Here is a 17805-nt window from a genome sequence, read left to right as displayed (position 1 = left end):
CTAACGGAAAACCCCGGGCAGGCTCAGCGCGGACAACGTGTCGTCGTTGAGCGGGTTGTCGTGAACCATGTAGGTCCACGTCGAGGTCGGGCGGGCCAGTTTCGACAAGTCCAGGCCCTGTTCCTCTTCCAGGATGTTGGCGGTCTCGAAGGTCTGCTGGGCGGCCTCGATGGCATCGGCGGCCAGGTTGGCGAACGCGTCGACGGCCATCCGGTGGAACTCATCGAGCGGGTTCTGCCGGCCGAGGGCCCGCAGGTGGATGCTCTCCCGGATATCGGCCAGGTAGGCCAGGTGATCGGCCCAGCCACGGTCCAGGTGGAACAGCATGATCTGACGGCAGATCGTCTCCAGCTGCTCCTCGCTGAACTTCTCGGTCAGCTCCTCGTAGCGGTCCGGGGACAGCTCCTTGAGCTCGTTGCGGGCCGCCGCCGTGCTCAGCAGGGTGTTGCGGCGTTCGACGATGATCGCGCGCTGCTGGGCGATCAGCTGGTTGTAGCGCCAGGTGTTGGCGTGCACGTCGAGCAGGCGGCCCTCGGCGATCCGCTGGGCGTGGTCGAGCAGGGTGCCGGCTTTGGCGCTGGTGATCTTGCCGGCGTCGTCGGCTTCGGTGGGCAGCTTGCCCGAGTCGAGGTGGGCGACGACGACGTCGTCCTCCCAGCTGGCGAAGAACACCGAGCTGCCCGGGTCGCCCTGGCGCCCGGCCCGGCCGCGCAGCTGGTTGTCGAGGCGTTCGGTGCGGTACCGGCCGGTGCCGATGACGTGCAGGCCGCCGAGTTCGGCGACTTCTTTCTTATCGGCGGAGTGGTCGTCCGATTCCGACCCGCCGAGCCGGATATCGGTACCCCGCCCGGCCATCTGGGTGGAGACGGTGACGGTGCCGAGCGTGCCGGCCTCCGCGATGACGGCGGCCTCTTCTTCGTCGTTCTTGGCGTTCAGCACGACGGCCGGAACGCCGCGGCGGATCAGCCGCTCGTGCAGTTCCTCGGATTCGGCGACATCGTGGGTGCCCACCAGGATCGGCTGGCCGGTGGCGTGCACCTCGATGATGTGCTCCATGATCGCCTCGGTCTTGGCCGCGGCGGTGATGTAGACCCGGTCGGCGGCGTCCTCGCGGACGTTGGGCGCATTCGACGGGATCGGTGAGACACCCAGCTTGTAGAACTGGCGCAGCTGCTCGCCGGCGGCCAGCGCGGTACCGGTCATCCCGCACACCGTCGGGTAGCGGTTGACCAGGGCCTGCACGGTGATGGTGTCGAGCACCTCACCGGTCTCGGTGGTCTCGATACCCTCCTTGGCTTCGACGGCGGCCTGCAGACCGTCGGGCCAGCGTTGCAGCGATGCAATACGGCCCCGGGAGGAGTTGATCAGCTGCACGGCCCCGTCGCGGACGATGTAGTGCACATCGCGCTGCAACAGCACGTGGGCGTGCAGGGCGACGTTCACCTCGGTCAGCGTGGTGGTGACGTGTTCTTCGGAATACAGGTCGATACCGCCGAGTGCGGCCTCGAGTTTCTTCGCGCCGTCCTCGGTGAGGTGGACGTTGCGGCTGTCGGCGTCGGTTTCGTAATCGGCACCGGCCGTCAATTGCCCTACCAGACGGACGATTTCGACCTTCGGGGTTTCCCGGTGCGTGGTGCCGGCCAGCACCAGGGGCACCAGTGCCTCATCGACGAGCACCGAGTCGGCCTCATCGATCAGCGCCACGTCGGGGTTGGGCGACACCAGGTCGGCCTCGTCGGTGACCAGCTGATCGCGCAACACATCGAACCCGATCTCGTTGATCGAGGCATAGGTGACATCGCATTCGTAGGCCGCGCGGCGCTCGGCGGCCGTCGACTCGGCGGTGATCCAGCCGACGGTCAGGCCCATCGCCTCGATCAGCGGCGCCATCCACTCGGCGTCGCGGCGGGCCAGGTAGTCGTTGATGGTGACGACGTGGACATTGCGCCCGCCCAGCGCGTAACCGGCGGCAGCGATCGCGCCCGAGAGGGTTTTGCCCTCACCGGTGGCCATCTCGACGACGTCTCCGGCGAGCATGCGCAGAGCGCCGAGCAACTGGACGTCAAAGGGACGGAGCCCCGTTTTCCGCTCGGCCGCCTCGCGGGCGATGGCCAGGAATTGCGGGACGTCGGCCGAAGCGGCGAGATCGCCGAGCTCCAGCAGCTTGGCCGCCTTGACCAGCTGCTCGTCATCGAGGCCCTTGGCCTTCTCGTCGAACTCGGCCGAGGCCGTCACCGCGGCCATCGACTCGGTTTTGGTCTTCTCGGTGCTGGCTCCCAACAGACGCCAGAAGCCCCGGCTGATGCGACCGGGTCCGGCACTGCTGCTTTTGCGCTCTTTCGCCACGCGTCAACGGTACCGTCGGCGCCATGACGGCCGCCGACCCGGTCATCGATCCGCGGCAGTATGCGAAAGCCGTTGGCGTGCAACCTCGCACCCGTTCCGTTCGGATTCGTCGGCATCCCGCAGTTCGCCACCGAACGCATCCTGCGCGAGGAGTGGGCCGCACTCGGGGTGCAGGTCGTCGGTGTTCCGAATCAGCCACCGCATCGTCGACGGCTACGGCACCGAGCGGGTATTGGCGGCTGTTCAGCCGGCGGTATTCGTCATCAGGCCCGACGGTTATCTTCGCTTCACCGCCCGCGACACGCCCGATAGGTCGGATCTGAAGGCGGCGCTGACGCTCACATTTAGCTAGTCAACCGGTGCGGACCCGCGCCTTCGCCGGGATGCCAGGGTAGGTTCGCCGGGAAAGCCGCAGGGTTCGGTCGTCGTGCGCGACGTCGCCGCAAGAGGAGAAACGCTTTGGAGAAGTTCACTCCGTCCAAGGACTGGGGAAACGAGCTCGTCCCGTCCCTGATCTGGATTTCCAAAGCGTGGGCCATCAGCGCCGTTCTGAGCCTTGTCGTGCTCTTTGTGCTGGCTCGCTACACCGTGTGGGGCAGGCAGTACTGGCGAATCACCGGCGACTACTTCAAGGGCCGCCAGAGCGTCGTGAACTGGATCTGGATCGCCGTGCTGTTGCTGTCGACGATCATCTCGGTGCGCCTCGACGTGCTGCTCAGCTACTACAGCAATGACCTCTACACCTCGCTACAGGTGGCCTTCCAAGGTGGCGGCGCCGATAACGCCGAGATCCGTGATTCCGGTATCCACGGCTTCTGGGCGGCATTGATCCTGTTCGGCGTCCTGGCGACCATCTACATCACCCGGGTCATGCTGGATCTCTACCTGATGCAGCGGTTCATCATCCGCTGGCGCGTGTGGCTCACTGACCGGCTCACGTGCGACTGGCTCGATGACCACGCCTACTACCGCACCCGCTTCACCGACACCGACATCGACAACCCCGATCAGCGTATCCAGCAAGACATCGATATCTTCACCGCCGGGGTCGGGGCCTCGCCGAACAAGCCGATGATCGGCAGTTCCAGCACCCTGCTGTTCGGCGCGATCAACTCGTTGGTGACGGTCGTTTCATTCACCGTGATCCTGTGGAAGCTGTCCGGCCCGCTGACCTTCGCCGGCGTCACCCTTGGTCACGCCCTGTTCTGGGTGGTGCTGGTCTACGTGACGTTCGCGACGATCATCGCGTTCTGGATCGGCCACCCACTGATCAAGCTGAGCTTCCGCAACGAGCTCACCAACGCCGTCTTCCGCTATGCGCTGGTGCGGTTGCGCGACGCCGCTGAGGCCGTCGGGTTCTACCGGGGTGAGAATGCCGAGCGCGGGCTGCTGCGCACCAAGTTCGCCGAGATCATCGCCAACTATCGGCGGTATGTGAATCGCACCATCGCGCTGACCGGCTGGAACCTGTCGATGAGCCAAATCATCAATCCGCTTCCGCTGGTGATCCAGGCGCCGCGGCTGTTCGCCGGCCAAATCGGCCTGGGCGATGTCACCCAGTCGTCCAGTGCCTTCGGCTCCATCCACGACTCGCTGTCGTTCTTCCGTAACGCCTACGACTCCTTAGCCAGTTACCGCGCGGCCATCATCCGTCTGCACGGGCTGGTGGATACCAACGCCGAGGCGCGCGAGCTGCCGAAACTTGCCACCGAAACCAGCCCCGACGGCTCGGTGGAGCTGCGGCAGGTGGAAGTCCGCACGCCCAGCGGCAAACAGCTGGTCGACCCGATCGACCTGCGACTGGATCCGGGCGAGACGCTGGTGATCACCGGCGCGTCGGGTGCCGGCAAGACCACGCTGCTGCGCAGCCTGGCTCAGCTGTGGCCGTTCACCTCGGGCACGCTGTGCCGCCCCGGCGACGACGACACGATGTTCCTGTCGCAGATGCCGTATGTGCCGCTGGGCGATCTGCGCACGGTGGTGTCCTACCCGGCCACCTCAGGGGATATCAGCGACAACGACCTGCAGGCTGCGCTGACCAAGGTGGCGTTGTCGCACTTGACCATTCGGCTCAACGAGGTCCAGGACTGGGCCAAGGTGCTCTCACCGGGTGAGCAACAGCGCATCGCATTCGCCCGGGTTCTGCTGAACCGACCCAAGGCGGTCTTCCTCGACGAGGCGACGTCGGCACTCGATGAGGGCTTGGAGTTCGCCCTCTACGACATGGTGCGCACCGAATTGCCGAACACCATTCTGGTCAGCGTCAGTCACCGCAGCACTGTCGAGCAGCACCACGCCAAGCATCTGGAACTGCTCGGCGAAGGGCAGTGGCGACTGGGGCGCGTCGACGGGGCTGAGCCCGCGACGGTGTGATCGCGCAAGCGGCGGCCGCATAACGCTGTATGACGCGGTCTTTGTCCTCGGTGTGGCGATCTGGTGCGTTGCCGCGACCATCGCAATGCGTCTGCGCCCTGGCGCTCAGCCCGCCGCGGTCCCGGCTGCATGCGCCCCGGCACGCCGCCCGAAGAACGAGCCCTCCCCCAGTTGGGTGCCGCTGGCATAGCCCTTGCCGTCCTGGGCGATATTGGATGCGCAGGCACCAGCCGCGTACAGACCGTGGATCACGCTGCCGTCAGCGCGCAGCACCTCGCCGTTGATATTGGTGGCAAGGCCGCCGACGGTGAAACCGGAATACATCGCCTTGCCCAGCGTCAGGTCGAAGGCACCCCACGGCCCCTTGTCTTGCGGCGCAAGGAATTCCGGCTGCTTGTGGAACTCCGGATCCTCACCGTTTGCGGCGTGCTCGTTGTAGTTGTTCAGTGTCTCGACGAGGTTGCCGGTGGGGATGCCGAGTGCGGCTTCCATCTCTTCGACGGTCTCCCAGCCGTCGATGAAGGTGATCAGCGGGATCTCCGGGCGCTGCATGTGAGCTTCGTCGACGATCAGGAATGCCGCGCTGTCGGGCTGGTCCATCACGTAGCCCGACGTACGGGAGTGATAGCCGTCCTCGGTGACGAACCGCTTGCCGAACTTGTTGACGATGATCCCTGTCAGCAGGATCGAGGGCGGGTAGACCGGCGCGGTGATGAACACCTGATCCATGTGCTTGGTGGCCCCACCCACCGACTCGCCGAGCCGGATGCCCAGCCCGTCGTCGTAGGTGTTGCCCAGCACGAACGGCTTCTCGGCCAGCTTCGGCGTGAATTTGGCGACCATCTCGGGATTCATCACGAACCCGCCCGCGGCGATCACCACCGACTTGGCCCGGATCGACCCCGCCTCGTTGAAGCATTTCCACGACACGCCGACGACCGAGTCGTTGTCGACGACGAGATTGGTTGCGCCCGTTTCGTAGCGGATCTGCACACCCAGTTCGGCAGCCCGCTTGAGCAACAGATCGATCACCATCGCCGCGCCCTGGGTGTCACCGGGCACCGGGACCTTGTGCCCGCGCGGGGCCGGCACCGCCATGTTCTTGTACGGCCACACCTTTTCGTTGCCGGTGAACATCAGACCCTCGGTATTGGGTTGGATGATCGCCTTTTCCGGGTAATAGGTGCGCTCGAAAGCGACCCCGAGCTCCTCGAGCCAGTTGAAGTGCTCGACGCTGCCCTCGCAGTACGCACGGATCTTGTCGAGCTCGGGCTCGCGGGACACCGCGACGAGGTACTTATACATCTCCTCGACGCTGTCGCTGTGGCCGGTGGCCTGCTGCACGGCGGTGCCGCCGCCGAGGTAGAAGTGTCCACCGGCCATCGAGGTGGTCCCGCCGGCGACGGCCGCGCGCTCGAGCACCAGAACCCGCGCACCCGCGGCCGCGGCACTGACGGCCGCACAGCCGCCGCCGATCCCGAAGCCGATCACCACGACATCGACGTCATCGGACCACTCAGCCACCGTTGAGACGTCGACCGTCGTGGGGATGTCCAGGCCACTCATTGCTGCTCCTGTTTCACATAGTCGTAGAACGCGCGGATCGTGTCGGGGACGTACGCGATCTCGAAGTAGGGGACGCCGGCCGCGGGCGCGGCCAGGTAGGCGAACAACATTCCGCCCGGCATCTCGCCGCGGGCGAGGACCGGGGCCGTCGCTGCGGCGGTCGCCAGCGCTGCCTCGAGGGCGTCCGGGTCGGCGACCTCGACGCAGATGTGGTGCAGGCCGGGGCCGTTTTCGGCAAGGAACTCGCTGTAGACACTCTCGCCACGGGTCGGCGCGATCAGTTCCAGCTGAGTATCGCCGGCGTAGCTCAGCGAGATATCGGCGTGGTGGTCGGCAGGGACGCCGCGATGCACGCACGTCTCAGGGCCGAAATGTACGTCGGGCATTCGTATCCATTTCCTGGCCCCGAGCAGCGTTGTCAACGCCGCTTCGGTGGCGTCCAGATCGCGGGTCACCCAAGCGATCTGGACAGGTGTCTGGCTTGTCATCGGTTTGAGGATATCCCCGGCCTGCCGGTGTGGCTAGAACGTGTTCTAGTTCTGTGACACATAACTAGGACATGTCTGAGTTCTGCGGCACCGCAGTCAGCAGGTCGAGCGCAATTCGGATCTGTTCGTCGAACAATTCGCTCGTATCGGTGAAGGTGTCATAGCCGTACTGGCCGAAGACCTCCAGGCTGATCGCGCCGATGAGCAATGCCCATACCGCGGTGCACCGGATCACCAGGGAGTCGTCGCCGGGAAAGCCGAACTCGTCTCGCACTCGGACCAGATCGGCTGACATCGGTTGTGCGACATGATGTTCGGTCAGCGCAATATCTCCGGTGATGACCCCGGAGGCCACCGCGTCGAACAGCATCCCGATCACCCGGGTGCCCGGTCCCGTGGTCAGTTCGGCGGGGGCACGATAGCCGGGCACCGGGGTGCCGTAGAGCAAGGCCCAGTCAGCCGGCTGTTCGGTCGCCCACTGCCGCATCGCGTGGGCGATCGTCGCGACATCGGCTCGCCAGCCGCTGTCGCTGCCGACCCGCGCCTGCCCGACCGTGTCGGCCAGGTCGGAGTACGCATCGATCAGCAGCAGGGTCAGCAGGGCGTCGCGGCTGGCGACGTATCGATACACCGCGGAGGACACCATGCCCAGCTCGCGGGCGATCGCGCGCACCGACAGACCGGCGGCGCCGACGGTGGCCAGCTGCCGTCGACCCAGTTCGACGATCTGGGCCTCGATGCGTTGCCGCGTTTCCTCCCGTTTCCCCATCCGCCGAGTCTGGCACATCCAAGATCACTGCTCTTGATTTTGTTCCGGATGGCTGGCATTCTCAAAAAAGAGCATTGCTCTCTAACTGAACGGATGGAGACCATGAACCAGCACTACGACCGCCCGAACGTCGCTGCCCGTGCCGTCAATAGCGTCATTCGCCGCCTCGCCGAGATGGGGATCAGCATCGCCGGCTCTCGCGCGCTACGCGTGCGCGGCCGCACATCCGGTGCCCTGCACAGCGTGGTCGTCAACGTCATGCGGGTCGAAGGGACCGACTACCTGGTGTCACCGCGTGGGAACACCCAGTGGGCGCGCAATGCGCGCGCGGCCGGCGCCGTCGAGCTCGGGCCGCGCTGGCGACACGCCCCGGTTGCGCTCACCGAGGTCGCCGACGATGACAAGCCGGCACTGCTCAAGCGCTACCTGGATACGTGGTACTGGGAGGTCAAGGGGCACATCGCCGGCCTCACGCCGGCTTCGAGCGCCGATCAGCTGCGCGCCGCGGCCCCGGCCATCCCGGTGTTCGCGCTCGCGCCCTAGTGCCCGTTGGCTTCCTGGGCCGCGGCAACGTTGACCACGCCGCTGTCCGCGCTGGCCTGCTGGCTGGTCGCCACCCAGGACACCGCCGCCGGGAAGGTGCCCCACGTGCTGTTAAACAGCCCGATGATCACTGCCTTGTTATTGCCGACCGGCATGTACACCGGGCCGCCGGAGTCTCCCTTCTGACTCACCACGCCGTTCTCCATGGTGAACCAGCCGTTGTTGACCCGCTCGATCGAGCCGCAGCTTTCGCCGGTGACAACCCCGAAGTGGCAGACCGGTTGGCCCTGCGTCATGGCCGGGGCGGCCTCGGCTACCAGCTGGCGGCCGCCGGGCAGAATGTTGTTGATGTTGACGTCGGGAGCCAGGGCGATCGTCTCGTAATCGGAGATCACCTGGTCGGTGCGGACGATAGCGCCGTCGGGGGTGTTGTCCTGGGATGTCGACACGACACCGATCACACGGCCGTCGCGATCGGTCACGGGACCGTCGGCCCGGCAATGGCCGGCCGAGTACGCGATCCGTGCCGCCGGGTCGACATAGCCGAGCGTGCAGACGTTGCTGGCCTGGCGAATCTCCATGCCGGGTGAGACCACCACGCCGGGCGTGGCCTGGGCCAGCGGCGCCAAGGTCGCCGACACTGCAACAGCCGCAGCGGTGGCGAGGACAGGTCTCCGAGAAAAACGCGACACCGTACACCCCGATCGGTCGGCGGAACGTCAAGGACGCGCCGCAAAAGTATCTCGACTGTGTATCGGCGCCGATTTCAAATCGTTACCAACGAACGAACACCTACCCGGCGTGTCGTTGATGTAATCCCGTCGCGGGGAGTTAGGAGTCGAACCCCAGGCCTAGCCGGTCGAGGGTGCGCAGGAAAACATTGCGTTTACCCGCGTGGTGATCTGCCTGGTTGAGCGACCAGCGAGTGGCCTGAATACCGATGCTGGCCGCCGGTTCGGGCGGGAACGGCAGCGGTTTGCGGTTCACCATTTCCAGCTCGGTGCGCTCGGTGGGATGTCCATCCAGCAGATCGAGACAGACATCGGCGGCGAACCGGGCCGCACCGACGCCCAAGCCGGTGAATCCGTTGACATAGGCGATCCGGCCGCGCCCGGCCATTCCCCAGTGCGCGCAGAACCGGGTGTTGGTGTCGATCGCGCCGGCCCACCGATGGCTGAACCGGACGTCTTCGAGTTGGGGGAATGTTATGAAGAAGTGCGCGGCCAGCCGGCGATAGGTCTCCGGCCGGTCCTCATAGGTCGGGTCGACCCGACGGCCGAAGTGGTAGAGGGCGTCGTAACCGCCCCAGACGATCCGGTTGTCCGCCGAGAGGCGGTAGTAGTGGAACTGATTGGCGCTGTCGCCGATCCCCTGCCGCGAGCGCCAGCCGATGCGGTCTAGCTGATCCTGTGTCAGCGGTTCGGTGGCCAGCACGTAGTCGTACACCGGAATGGTGTGCAGCCGGTTGCGCTTGAGCAGGCTGGGAAAGACGTTGGTGGCCAGCACAACCTGGTCGGCCTCGATCACCCCGGTGCGGGTGTGCACCGCGACACCGTTGCGCTGCCGGTCCACCGCCACCGCCGCGGTGTGTTCGAAGATCTGTACGCCCGCGTGCGCGCAGGCGCGCGCGAGCTCGAAGACCAGCCGCGCCGGGTGAACGATCGCGCAGGTGTCGGCCGCGAACAGTCCGGCCTCATAGGTCGGCGAGTCGACCTCGGCGCGCACCGCCGCCTTGTCAAGGAACTGCCCGTCGCCATCGTCGGCGCCTTCGCGCAGCCACTCGATCTGATGCGGTTCGGTCGCCACGGTCAGCATCCCGGAGCGTTCCCAGTCCACGGCCATGGCGTGCTTGGCGATATCGGCTTGCATCCCGTCGAGGTTGGCCCGCCCGAGCTTCTCCAGCCGGTCGAATTCGGTTGGCCAGCGGGATTTTCCGTTCGCCGCACCGTGGGTGATGCTGGCCTCGACGAAACCGCCGTTGCGTCCCGACGCCGCCCAACCGACCCGTTCGGCCTCGATCAGCACGACCCGTGCGCCGGGGTTGCGTTCGATGGCGTGCAGGGCGCTCCACAGGCCGGCGTAGCCGCCGCCGACCACCAGCAGGTCGCAGCTCAGACCGCCGGACAGCTTCGGATAGTCGGGCCGGGGCATATCCAGCCACATCGATCCGAATGACGCGGACCGCAGGGCCCGGGTGATCAGGTCGGGGTCGACGCGGCGATCGAATACGGTCTGCACCCTCGCATGGTGCCATGGCCGGGCGTGCTACTTGGCGAATCTCGCCAGCATGGGCCCGACGGTGGCCAACACGAATACGTACGGCGTGGCGATGGATCCGATCGCGGCGACCGATGTGCCGGCCAGTCCGATGATCACCAGGGAGAACTCGCCGCGGGCGATCAGCGCGGTGCCGGCGCGCAGCTGGCCCGGTCGGGCCACGCCGTCGCGACGGGCGGCGTACACGCCGGTCGCCACCTTGGTGACCGCGGTGACTGCGGCCAGCAGGCACGCCGCCGGCAGCATCGGCACCAGATCCTTGGGGTCCACCGACAATCCGATCGCCAGAAAGAACACCGCGGCGAACAGGTCGCGCAGCGGTGTCAGCACGGCGCGGGCCCGTTCGGCGGTCTCCCCCGTCAGCGTCAGCCCGACCAGGAACGCCCCCACCGCCGCCGAGGCGTGCAGATGTTCGGCCAGCGCGGCCACGATCAGCGTCAGCCCCAGGATGCGTAGCAGCAGCTGCTCGTCGTCCGGGTGCGCGATCAGCCGTCCGACGTGATGGCCCCAGCGGTAGGAGGCCACGAACGCCGCGCCCAGCGCGACGACCGCGACGGCCATCCACAACAGCGCCTCCCACCAGGTGCCACCGGCGGCCAGCACGGCCAGCATCGGCAGGTAAGCCGCCATCGCGAAATCCTCGAGCACCAGCACCGACAGCACAGCCGGCGTTTCCCGGTTACCCAGCCGGCGTAGATCGTTGAGCACCCGTGCGATCACTCCGGACGAGGAGATGAAGGTGATACCGGCCATCGCGATGATGCCGACGAAGTTCAGGCCGAGCAGCCAGCCGGCGATCGCACCCGGGGTGGCATTGAGCACCACGTCGACTGCGGCGGACGGCAGATGGCGTCGCATGCTCGAGGCAAACTCGCCGATCGAGAATTCCAGGCCCAGGGTGAGCAGCAGCAGCACGACGCCGATCGAGGCGCCGGTGGACACGAATTGTCCCGCCGCCGGAACGGGCGCGATACCGCCGGTGCCCAGGGCCAGCCCGGCCAGCAGATACAGCGGGATCGGTGAGAGCGCGAACTTACGGGCGATGGTGCCCAGGATGGTCAGGACCGTGAGGATGACGCCGAGCTCCAATAGAAGCGCCACCGACACAGCCACGAGCTCAGCCTTGGTCGACGATGCGCCGGACGCCGGAGATGCCGTATTCGGTGCCGATCACCACGAGGACGTCGTCGGCGTGCAGCACGTCAGCGGGTCCGGGCGAGGCCAGCACCTCCTCGTCGCGCACGATCGCCACAATCGACGCGCCGGTCCGGGTGCGAGCCTTGGTATCACCCAGCGGGCGGTTCACAAACGGCGAGGTCGCCACGATCTCCACCTGGCCGGCACCCAGGCCGGGCACTTCCTTGGTGAGGTCGGCGAAACGTTCCACTAGCCGCGGGGCGCCCAGGATCTGGGCCAGCGCGTCAGCTTCCTCATCGGTCAGCCGGAATACCGGGCGGGCCTGATCGGGGTCGGCGGCGCCGTAGAGGACGACTTCGAAATCACCGCTCCGACGGGCGATCACGCCGATGCGGTTACCGTCGGCGTTGTCGAACTCGTAGCGCAGCCCGACACCGGGCAGCAGGACTTCTTTGACCTCCATGGGCTCCATCCTCGGTGACGGCACCAATGCTGACTAGATGGTGGCAACCGTAGTGGATGGCGCGGCGGCGGTGGGTGCCCAGCCGGCGGGCCGCAGATGCATCCGAGGCGATCACGCCAGCGGGTGGCCGCGCGCATGTCGTGGGTTAGACACCGCGTCAAGAGGCCGGATCAGCGGAAGCTGAGCACCTCATCACCCCAGGCCTTCCGGATCTGGCGATCCAGGTCGTCGACTACCCGGTCGTCCCGGTCGATGACCAGGGTGGCGCGGTCGTCGCTGCGGTACGGCGCCCACTGCGGTTGGCCCAGTGGCACGTTGGGGTCACCGGTCGCCGCGAACGCGCTCCAGCGGGCCCGCATGCGTTCGGACAACGCTTCGCCGGTCTTGAGCCCACCGAGTTTGAAGGTGACGTCGCGGGAGCCGGACACCAGGTTGCCCCAGACGTAGATCAACTCGGTGGCATGCGCGGCGCCAAGCCGGATTGCCTTGAAAACCGGTGTTGCCCAATCGAATCGGTACAGGTAGACCGGGGCCGTCGCACCGTGCCCTTCGGCGAACCACACCGAGGGCATCCGGAAGCCCATATCGCTGGCCACGCCGAGGCTGCGGGTGCGGGCCAGCCGGGCCGGGTAGGCCGTGCCGATCTGTTCGGCGGTGGGCAGTTGCAGGCCCGGCTGATCGTTGGCGATCTCGTCGAACATCGTGCGAATGGTTTTAGGCGCGATGGGCATCAGCGGTGAGCGCATGAACCGGAACAGCGCCGCCTCGTCTTTGTTGGTGCCGATCAACAGCGGCACCGGGTGCGTCTTGCCGGCGCGGGCCAGCGTCACCGGATAGTCGGGGACGAGATCGCCGTCGACGGTCGGTGCGAACGCCAGCCGTCCCGGCGTGGCGGTCGGGACGTGGTCGAAGACGTCCATGGAAGCGTCGATCAGCGCCTGCACGGGCGCCCGGTGGGCCTCGGCGGCGGTCATGCCGAGCCGGTCGAGCAGCATCTGGGCCACCGCGCCCGCCCGGCTGCTGTCATAGATCGATGTGGCGGGCGAACTCTGGGCGATGGCGCGGGAAAACAGCCCGGCGGCCTCCGGCACGGCCAGCAGCGTCGTGACGATACCGGCGCCGGCGGACTCGCCGAACAGCGTCACCCGGTCTGGATCACCGCCAAAGCCCGCGATGTTGGCCTGCACCCAACGCAGAGCCGCCAGCACGTCGCGCAGGGCGATATTGCTGTCAAACCCTGCCGATGACAGCTCGATGAAGCCGAGGGCACCCAGCCGGTAGTTGATGGTGACGACGACGACGTCGGAATCGGCGGCCAGCACCGAGCCGTCGTAGAGCGGTTGGCTGCCGGAGCCGAAGATGTAGGCGCCGCCGTGCACCCAGACCATCACCGGTTTGGGCGCACCCGCCTGGACATCAGACGGTGCCCACACGTTGAGGAACAGACAATCTTCATCGGCGCGGGTGCCCAGGCCCATCGGGATCGGGCTGCGCGGCTGGGGGCTCACCGGCCCGAATTCCATCGCCTCGGTGACCTCGGTCGACGGCTCCGGTGGCACCGGCGCACGCCAGCGCAGATCCCCGACCGGCGCCGCGGCGTAGCGAATGCCCTTCCACGTCCTGACCCGGCCGTCGTCGGTGCCGCGGACCGGGCCGTAGCCGGTCGCGACGACCGGCCGGTCGGCGACCTGCCGAATGTTCGCTTCCGTTGTCATTCCGTCCACGCTACCGACGAGTAACGGCCACTGCCCCGTCACCCCGCTCACCCCGGGCCGGAGGTACGACGGAGACCACAATCTCCCACCCGGCTATCCTGACCAGGCTGATAGCCGATGGAGGTGCTTGGCATGCGGAAATGGGCGCTGCTGTTGTGCGCCATCTGCGTTGAGGTCACCGCCACGTTATCGCTACGGGCATCCCAGGATCACCGGTTGTGGTTGGTCGTCGTAGTAATCGGCTATCTCGCCTCGTTCTACTTCCTCGCACTCGTCCTGCGGGCCGGCATGCCCATCGGGGTGGCCTACGGCGTCTGGGGTGCGCTGGGAACCGCGGCGACGGCGGTGTTGGCCGCGGTGATCTTCGGTGACCCGTTCACCATGCCGATCGTCATCGGCATCGGGTTGATCATTGCCGGGGTGCTCTTGGTCGAACTCGGCTCGCGAGACCAGGAGACATCGCCGTGATGTGGCTGACGCTGGCAGGCGCGATCCTCGTCGAAGTGTGCGCGACGCTGTCGTTGCGAGCCACCGACGGATTCCGCAAGAAGATCTGGATCGCGCCGGTGGCGATCGGCTACCTGGTGTCGTTCACGCTGCTCTCGGTCACGCTGTCGCTGGGCATGCCGGTCGGTGTCGCCTACGGCGTCTGGTCGGCGGCCGGTGTGGCACTGATCGCGGTGATCGCGCGGGCGCTCCTCAAGGAGCCGTTGACGTGGGTGATGATGGCCGGTATCGGGCTGATCATCGCCGGTGTGCTCACGATCGAGCTGACCGGTTCCGTGGGCTGAGCGTCCGCGCCAGCGCCACTGCCACCAGCCCGGCGACGACGACGCTGAGCAGCCCGACGCGTAGCGACACCGCATCGGCGATCGCGCCCACGAGGATGGGCGAGCCCAGGAACCCCACGCGCATCAACCAGGTCAACACCGTCAACCCGGCGCCGGGGCGCAGGCCCGGAAGCTCGTCAGCGGCGTGCATCGCGCCCGGAACCAAGGTAGCCGAGCCGAATCCGGCGGCCGCGAACCCGGCGATGGTGCCGGGAACGCTCGGAAAGGCCAGTGCGATGCCCATCCCCAGCGCGACGGTCAGCCCGCCGGCTCTGGCCACCGCGGCCTGCCCCCACCGGTCGACCATCCGATCGCCCAGTGCGCGGCCGATGAATTGGAAACCGACCACGGCGACGTAACCGAACGCGGCAATCGCGGCCGGCGCCGACAGCGAGTCGTGCAGATACAGCGTGGCCCACGAGCTGCCGCCGTCCTCGATGGCGGCGCCGGCAATCGCGACGATCACCAGAGCCGCCAGCGGGAGGTAGACGCCGCGGCCCGATCGGTCCGCAGCCGACGACTCGTGGTGCGCCGGTTCGTGGTGGTCGGCGCCGGGTAGCAGGAAGCGGTATGCGATCAGGCAGACCGCGCTGAACAGCACACCGGACGCGCCCGACTGCACCGAACGGGGAACGCCGAAATAGATTGCGCCCGCGCCGATCAGGCCGCCCAGGACCGCCCCCGACGACCAGACCGCGTGTAGCGAGTTGATGATCGACCGGCCGTAGGCACGTTGCAGCCGCAGCCCGTGCACGTTCTGGGCGACGTCGGCCACCGAATCGGCCGCGCCGGCGCAAAACAGCGCCGCCGCCAGCGTCACCCCGGTCGGTGCCAGCCCGGCAGCGAGGGCGAAGAGCGCGATCAGCACGCTGCAGGCAACCGCGACCACCGAGGAGCGGTAGCGGCGTATCAGTGCCGCCGCGGTGGGACCGGTCAGCAGCGCGCCCGCCGAGAACGCGGCAACGGCCAGCCCGAAGGCCGTGTTGGACAGTGCAAGGCCGGCCTTGATTTCCGGGTAGCGCGGCAGCAGGTTGGCGAACAGCGCACCGTTGGTCAGGAACAGTGCCGCCGTCGCGACCCGTGCTCGACGGTGGCACACGTCGAGTTCGGGGGTGCCCACGTGAGGCGAGGTTACGGGTAACCAAGCAAGATGGCAGCCATGACTGACTCGTCGCTGTCCGAACTGGCCCACCGGTTCGGGGTGGCCACCGAATATCACGACTGGACAGGACGGCTGGTCGGGGTCGACGAGGCCACGCTGGTGGGTGTCCTGGCCGCGCTCGGTATCGAGGCGAGCACCGAAGAGGGTCGCGCAGCTGCACTTTCGGCCTCCGACACCCGGTACTGGTCACGGTCACTGCCGCCGAGCATCATCGGCACCGCCGGCACCGAAACATCGTTCTGGGCGCATGTCAGCCACGGCGACCCCGCCCACGTCTGGGTTCGGCTCGAGGACGGCGCGGTCCGCACCGGGGTGCGGCAGGCCGACAACTGGACACCGCCGTTCGATCTGGACGGGCGGGTGGTGGGCGAGGCGACCTTCGTGCTGCCCGCGGATCTACCGCTGGGCTATCACGAGGTGCACCTGCGCTCCGGCGGTCAGGACTGCAGCACGCCGCTGATCATCACGCCGGCCTGGCTGGGGCTGCCGCCGCAGCTCGACGGCCGCCGCACCTGGGGGCTGGCCACCCAGCTCTACAGCGTGCGGTCGAAGAACTCCTGGGGGGTTGGCGATCTCGGCGATCTGGCCGATCTGGCGGTCTGGGCCGGGGCTCGACACGGAGCCGGCTACGTGTTGGTCAACCCGCTGCACGCGGCCGCCCCCACGCAGCCGATGGAGCCCTCCCCCTACCTGCCGACGTCGCGGCGATTCACCAATCCGCTGTATCTGCGGGTTGAGCACGTCCCCGAATTCGCGTTTCTGCCCAAACGCGGCCGGGTGTGGAAACTGCGCGCCGCGGTACAGGCGCGCGCCCGCAAGGCCGACACCATCGACCGAGATACCTCCTGGTCCGCCAAACGCATTGCGCTGAAAGAGATTTACCGGGTTCCCCGGTCCGCGGGCCGTCAGCTTGCCTTCGAGGCATTCAAGGAGCGGGAAGGGCGCGCCCTCGACGATTTTGCCACCTGGTCGGCGCTGGCCGAGAAATACGGCGGCAACTGGCACGAGTGGCCGAAGTCGCTGCGGCACCCGGGCAGCCCCGAAGTGCTCGAGTTCGCCGAGCGACACAGCGCGGGTGTCGACTTCCACCGCTGGTTGCAGTGGCAACTCGACGATCAACTCGCCGCCACCCAGTCTCAGGCGGTGCGCACCGGGATGGCGCTGGGCATCATGGCCGATCTGGCCGTCGGTGTGCATCCCGACGGCGCCGATGCCTGGGCGTTGCAGGATGTGCTTGCGCTCGGGGTGGCTGCCGGTGCGCCGCCCGACGAGTTCAATCAACTGGGTCAGAACTGGTCGCAGCCGCCGTGGCGTCCCGATCAACTCGAAGAGCTTGGCTACCAGCCCTTTCGGGCGTTGATCCAGACAATTCTGCGGCATGCGGGCGGGGTGCGGATCGACCACATCATCGGATTGTTCCGGCTGTGGTGGATTCCCGCGGGGGCGTCACCGACCAAGGGCACCTACGTGCGTTACAACCACGACGCGATGATCGGGATCGTCGCGCTGGAGGCCTATCGGGCCGGTGCGGTCGTCGTCGGTGAGGATCTGGGCACCGTGGAGCCGTGGGTGCGCGATTACCTCCGCGCGCGGGGCCTGTTGGGCACGTCGATCTTGTGGTTCGAACGGGATAACGACGGCGACCGCGGTCCGTTGCACGCCGAGCGCTGGCGCGAATTGTGCCTGTCCTCGGTGACCACCCATGACTTGCCACCGACGCCTGGCTACCTGGCCGGTGAACACGTGCGTCTGCGTGACGAGCTGGGCCTGCTCACCCGCCCGGCCGAGGATGAGCTGGCCGACGACCGAGCCGAGCAAGCAGCGTGGCTGGCCGAGCTGCGCCGGGTCGGTCTGCTCGGCGCCGATCCAGATGAGGAGCAGGTGATCCTGGGCCTGTACCGGTATTTGGCGCGAACCCCGTCGCGGTTACTGGCACTGGCGCTGACCGATGCCGTCGGCGATCGGCGCACCCAGAACCAACCCGGCACCACCAACGAATACCCGAACTGGCGGGTCCCGCTGACCGGGCCCGACGGCGCACCGCTGCTGCTGGAGGACGTGTTGACCGATCCCCGGGCCCAGGCCTTGGCGGCAGCGCTGCACGCCGCCACCGTGCCGCGCCCGGAGTAGCGGTGC

The 17805-nt window shown here is 67.2% G+C and carries 16 protein-coding genes; 6 read left to right on the top strand and 10 right to left on the bottom strand.

Features of this window, described 5'->3' with window-relative positions; translation table 11 throughout:
• Complete coding sequence (gene secA2, locus G6N13_RS19020) at positions 1–2346, bottom strand: accessory Sec system translocase SecA2 (protein ID WP_163699463.1); 2346 nt, start codon at positions 2344–2346, stop codon at positions 1–3.
• A gap of 181 nt (positions 2347–2527) precedes the next feature.
• On the opposite strand from secA2, the gene G6N13_RS19015 reads away from it, so the two are divergent.
• Together G6N13_RS19015 and G6N13_RS19010 are read left to right on the top strand one after the other, a co-directional pair.
• On the top strand, positions 2528–2698 hold the full coding sequence (locus G6N13_RS19015) for a hypothetical protein (protein WP_163694294.1): 171 nt from the start codon (positions 2528–2530) through the stop codon (positions 2696–2698).
• 107 nt (positions 2699–2805) lie between these two features.
• Positions 2806–4719 carry an ABC transporter ATP-binding protein/permease gene (locus G6N13_RS19010; protein ID WP_163699461.1) on the top strand — a complete coding sequence of 638 codons (1914 nt, stop codon included), beginning with the start codon at positions 2806–2808 and terminating at the stop codon, positions 4717–4719.
• A gap of 105 nt (positions 4720–4824) precedes the next feature.
• Here G6N13_RS19010 and G6N13_RS19005 read toward each other — a convergent pair whose 3' ends face one another.
• The 3 genes from G6N13_RS19005 to G6N13_RS18995 all read right to left on the bottom strand — a co-directional run bounded on the left by G6N13_RS19005 (position 4825) and on the right by G6N13_RS18995 (position 7542).
• Positions 4825–6285, bottom strand: coding sequence for an FAD-binding protein (locus G6N13_RS19005; protein ID WP_163699459.1), 1461 nt, complete (start codon positions 6283–6285; stop codon positions 4825–4827).
• Positions 6282–6773, bottom strand: a complete 492-nt coding sequence (locus tag G6N13_RS19000) for a VOC family protein (RefSeq protein ID WP_163699458.1) — start codon at positions 6771–6773, stop codon at positions 6282–6284. Before G6N13_RS19000 ends, G6N13_RS19005 begins: the two co-directional genes overlap by 4 nt.
• A 64-nt stretch (positions 6774–6837) precedes the next feature.
• On the bottom strand, positions 6838–7542 hold the full coding sequence (locus tag G6N13_RS18995; RefSeq protein ID WP_179965018.1) for a TetR/AcrR family transcriptional regulator: 705 nt from the start codon (positions 7540–7542) through the stop codon (positions 6838–6840).
• Between the two features lie 102 nt (positions 7543–7644).
• On the opposite strand from G6N13_RS18995, the gene G6N13_RS18990 reads away from it, so the two are divergent.
• Entirely contained in the window at positions 7645–8085 is a 441-nt protein-coding gene (locus tag G6N13_RS18990) for a nitroreductase/quinone reductase family protein (protein ID WP_163702307.1), read from the top strand.
• On the opposite strand, the gene G6N13_RS18985 is transcribed toward G6N13_RS18990, so the two are convergent.
• The 5 genes from G6N13_RS18985 to G6N13_RS18965 form a co-directional block, all read right to left on the bottom strand.
• Positions 8082–8777: an Rv1815 family serine proteinase gene (locus G6N13_RS18985; protein WP_163699453.1), complete on the bottom strand. Its 696-nt coding sequence runs from the start codon at positions 8775–8777 to the stop codon at positions 8082–8084. The two genes, G6N13_RS18990 and G6N13_RS18985, sit on opposite strands and share 4 nt — an antisense overlap.
• Before the next feature lie 139 nt (positions 8778–8916).
• Positions 8917–10323, bottom strand: a complete 1407-nt coding sequence (locus G6N13_RS18980; protein WP_163699451.1) for an NAD(P)/FAD-dependent oxidoreductase — start codon at positions 10321–10323, stop codon at positions 8917–8919.
• A 27-nt stretch (positions 10324–10350) separates the two neighbouring features.
• Positions 10351–11475 carry a cation:proton antiporter gene (locus tag G6N13_RS18975; RefSeq protein ID WP_163699448.1) on the bottom strand — a complete coding sequence of 375 codons (1125 nt, stop codon included), beginning with the start codon at positions 11473–11475 and terminating at the stop codon, positions 10351–10353.
• A gap of 4 nt (positions 11476–11479) precedes the next feature.
• Positions 11480–11962: a cation:proton antiporter regulatory subunit gene (locus G6N13_RS18970; RefSeq protein WP_163699446.1), complete on the bottom strand. Its 483-nt coding sequence runs from the start codon at positions 11960–11962 to the stop codon at positions 11480–11482.
• Positions 11963–12132: 170 nt separating this feature from the next.
• A complete protein-coding gene (locus tag G6N13_RS18965) occupies positions 12133–13677 on the bottom strand; it encodes a carboxylesterase/lipase family protein (RefSeq protein ID WP_163699445.1) in 1545 nt (514 codons plus the stop codon).
• Between the two features lie 132 nt (positions 13678–13809).
• Here G6N13_RS18965 and G6N13_RS18960 point away from each other — a divergent pair, with 132 nt between their 5' ends.
• Complete coding sequence (locus G6N13_RS18960; protein ID WP_163699443.1) at positions 13810–14145, top strand: DMT family transporter; 336 nt, start codon at positions 13810–13812, stop codon at positions 14143–14145.
• Positions 14145–14468 carry a DMT family transporter gene (locus G6N13_RS18955; protein WP_163699441.1) on the top strand — a complete coding sequence of 108 codons (324 nt, stop codon included), beginning with the start codon at positions 14145–14147 and terminating at the stop codon, positions 14466–14468. The genes G6N13_RS18960 and G6N13_RS18955 overlap by 1 nt, the downstream gene beginning before the upstream one ends.
• Here the strand turns inward: G6N13_RS18955 and G6N13_RS18950 are convergent.
• Positions 14437–15627 carry an MFS transporter gene (locus tag G6N13_RS18950; RefSeq protein ID WP_163699439.1) on the bottom strand — a complete coding sequence of 397 codons (1191 nt, stop codon included), beginning with the start codon at positions 15625–15627 and terminating at the stop codon, positions 14437–14439. The two genes, G6N13_RS18955 and G6N13_RS18950, sit on opposite strands and share 32 nt — an antisense overlap.
• A gap of 39 nt (positions 15628–15666) precedes the next feature.
• Here G6N13_RS18950 and malQ point away from each other — a divergent pair, with 39 nt between their 5' ends.
• Complete coding sequence (malQ, locus tag G6N13_RS18945) at positions 15667–17799, top strand: 4-alpha-glucanotransferase (RefSeq protein WP_163699437.1); 2133 nt, start codon at positions 15667–15669, stop codon at positions 17797–17799.
• Positions 17800–17805: the final 6 nt, after the last annotated feature.

Source organism: Mycolicibacterium sarraceniae (assembly GCF_010731875.1).
In the GTDB taxonomy this organism is placed as follows: Bacteria; Actinomycetota; Actinomycetes; order Mycobacteriales; family Mycobacteriaceae; genus Mycobacterium; species Mycobacterium sarraceniae.
This window is presented reverse-complemented; position numbering and strand designations above follow the sequence as displayed.

What these genes read in the sequence shown, in the direction of transcription:
- G6N13_RS19000 (WP_163699458.1), bottom strand. Translation starts at nt 6,773, where the DNA reads ATGACAAGCCAGACACCTGTCCAGATCGCTTGGGTGACCCGCGATCTG.
- G6N13_RS19005 (WP_163699459.1), bottom strand. Translation starts at nt 6,285, where the DNA reads ATGAGTGGCCTGGACATCCCCACGACGGTCGACGTCTCAACGGTGGCT.
- G6N13_RS18970 (WP_163699446.1), bottom strand. Translation starts at nt 11,962, where the DNA reads ATGGAGGTCAAAGAAGTCCTGCTGCCCGGTGTCGGGCTGCGCTACGAG.
- malQ (WP_163699437.1), top strand. Translation starts at nt 15,667, where the DNA reads ATGACTGACTCGTCGCTGTCCGAACTGGCCCACCGGTTCGGGGTGGCC.
- G6N13_RS18960 (WP_163699443.1), top strand. Translation starts at nt 13,810, where the DNA reads ATGCGGAAATGGGCGCTGCTGTTGTGCGCCATCTGCGTTGAGGTCACC.
- G6N13_RS18965 (WP_163699445.1), bottom strand. Translation starts at nt 13,677, where the DNA reads ATGACAACGGAAGCGAACATTCGGCAGGTCGCCGACCGGCCGGTCGTC.
- G6N13_RS18995 (WP_179965018.1), bottom strand. Translation starts at nt 7,542, where the DNA reads ATGGGGAAACGGGAGGAAACGCGGCAACGCATCGAGGCCCAGATCGTC.
- G6N13_RS18955 (WP_163699441.1), top strand. Translation starts at nt 14,145, where the DNA reads ATGTGGCTGACGCTGGCAGGCGCGATCCTCGTCGAAGTGTGCGCGACG.
- G6N13_RS18990 (WP_163702307.1), top strand. Translation starts at nt 7,645, where the DNA reads ATGAACCAGCACTACGACCGCCCGAACGTCGCTGCCCGTGCCGTCAAT.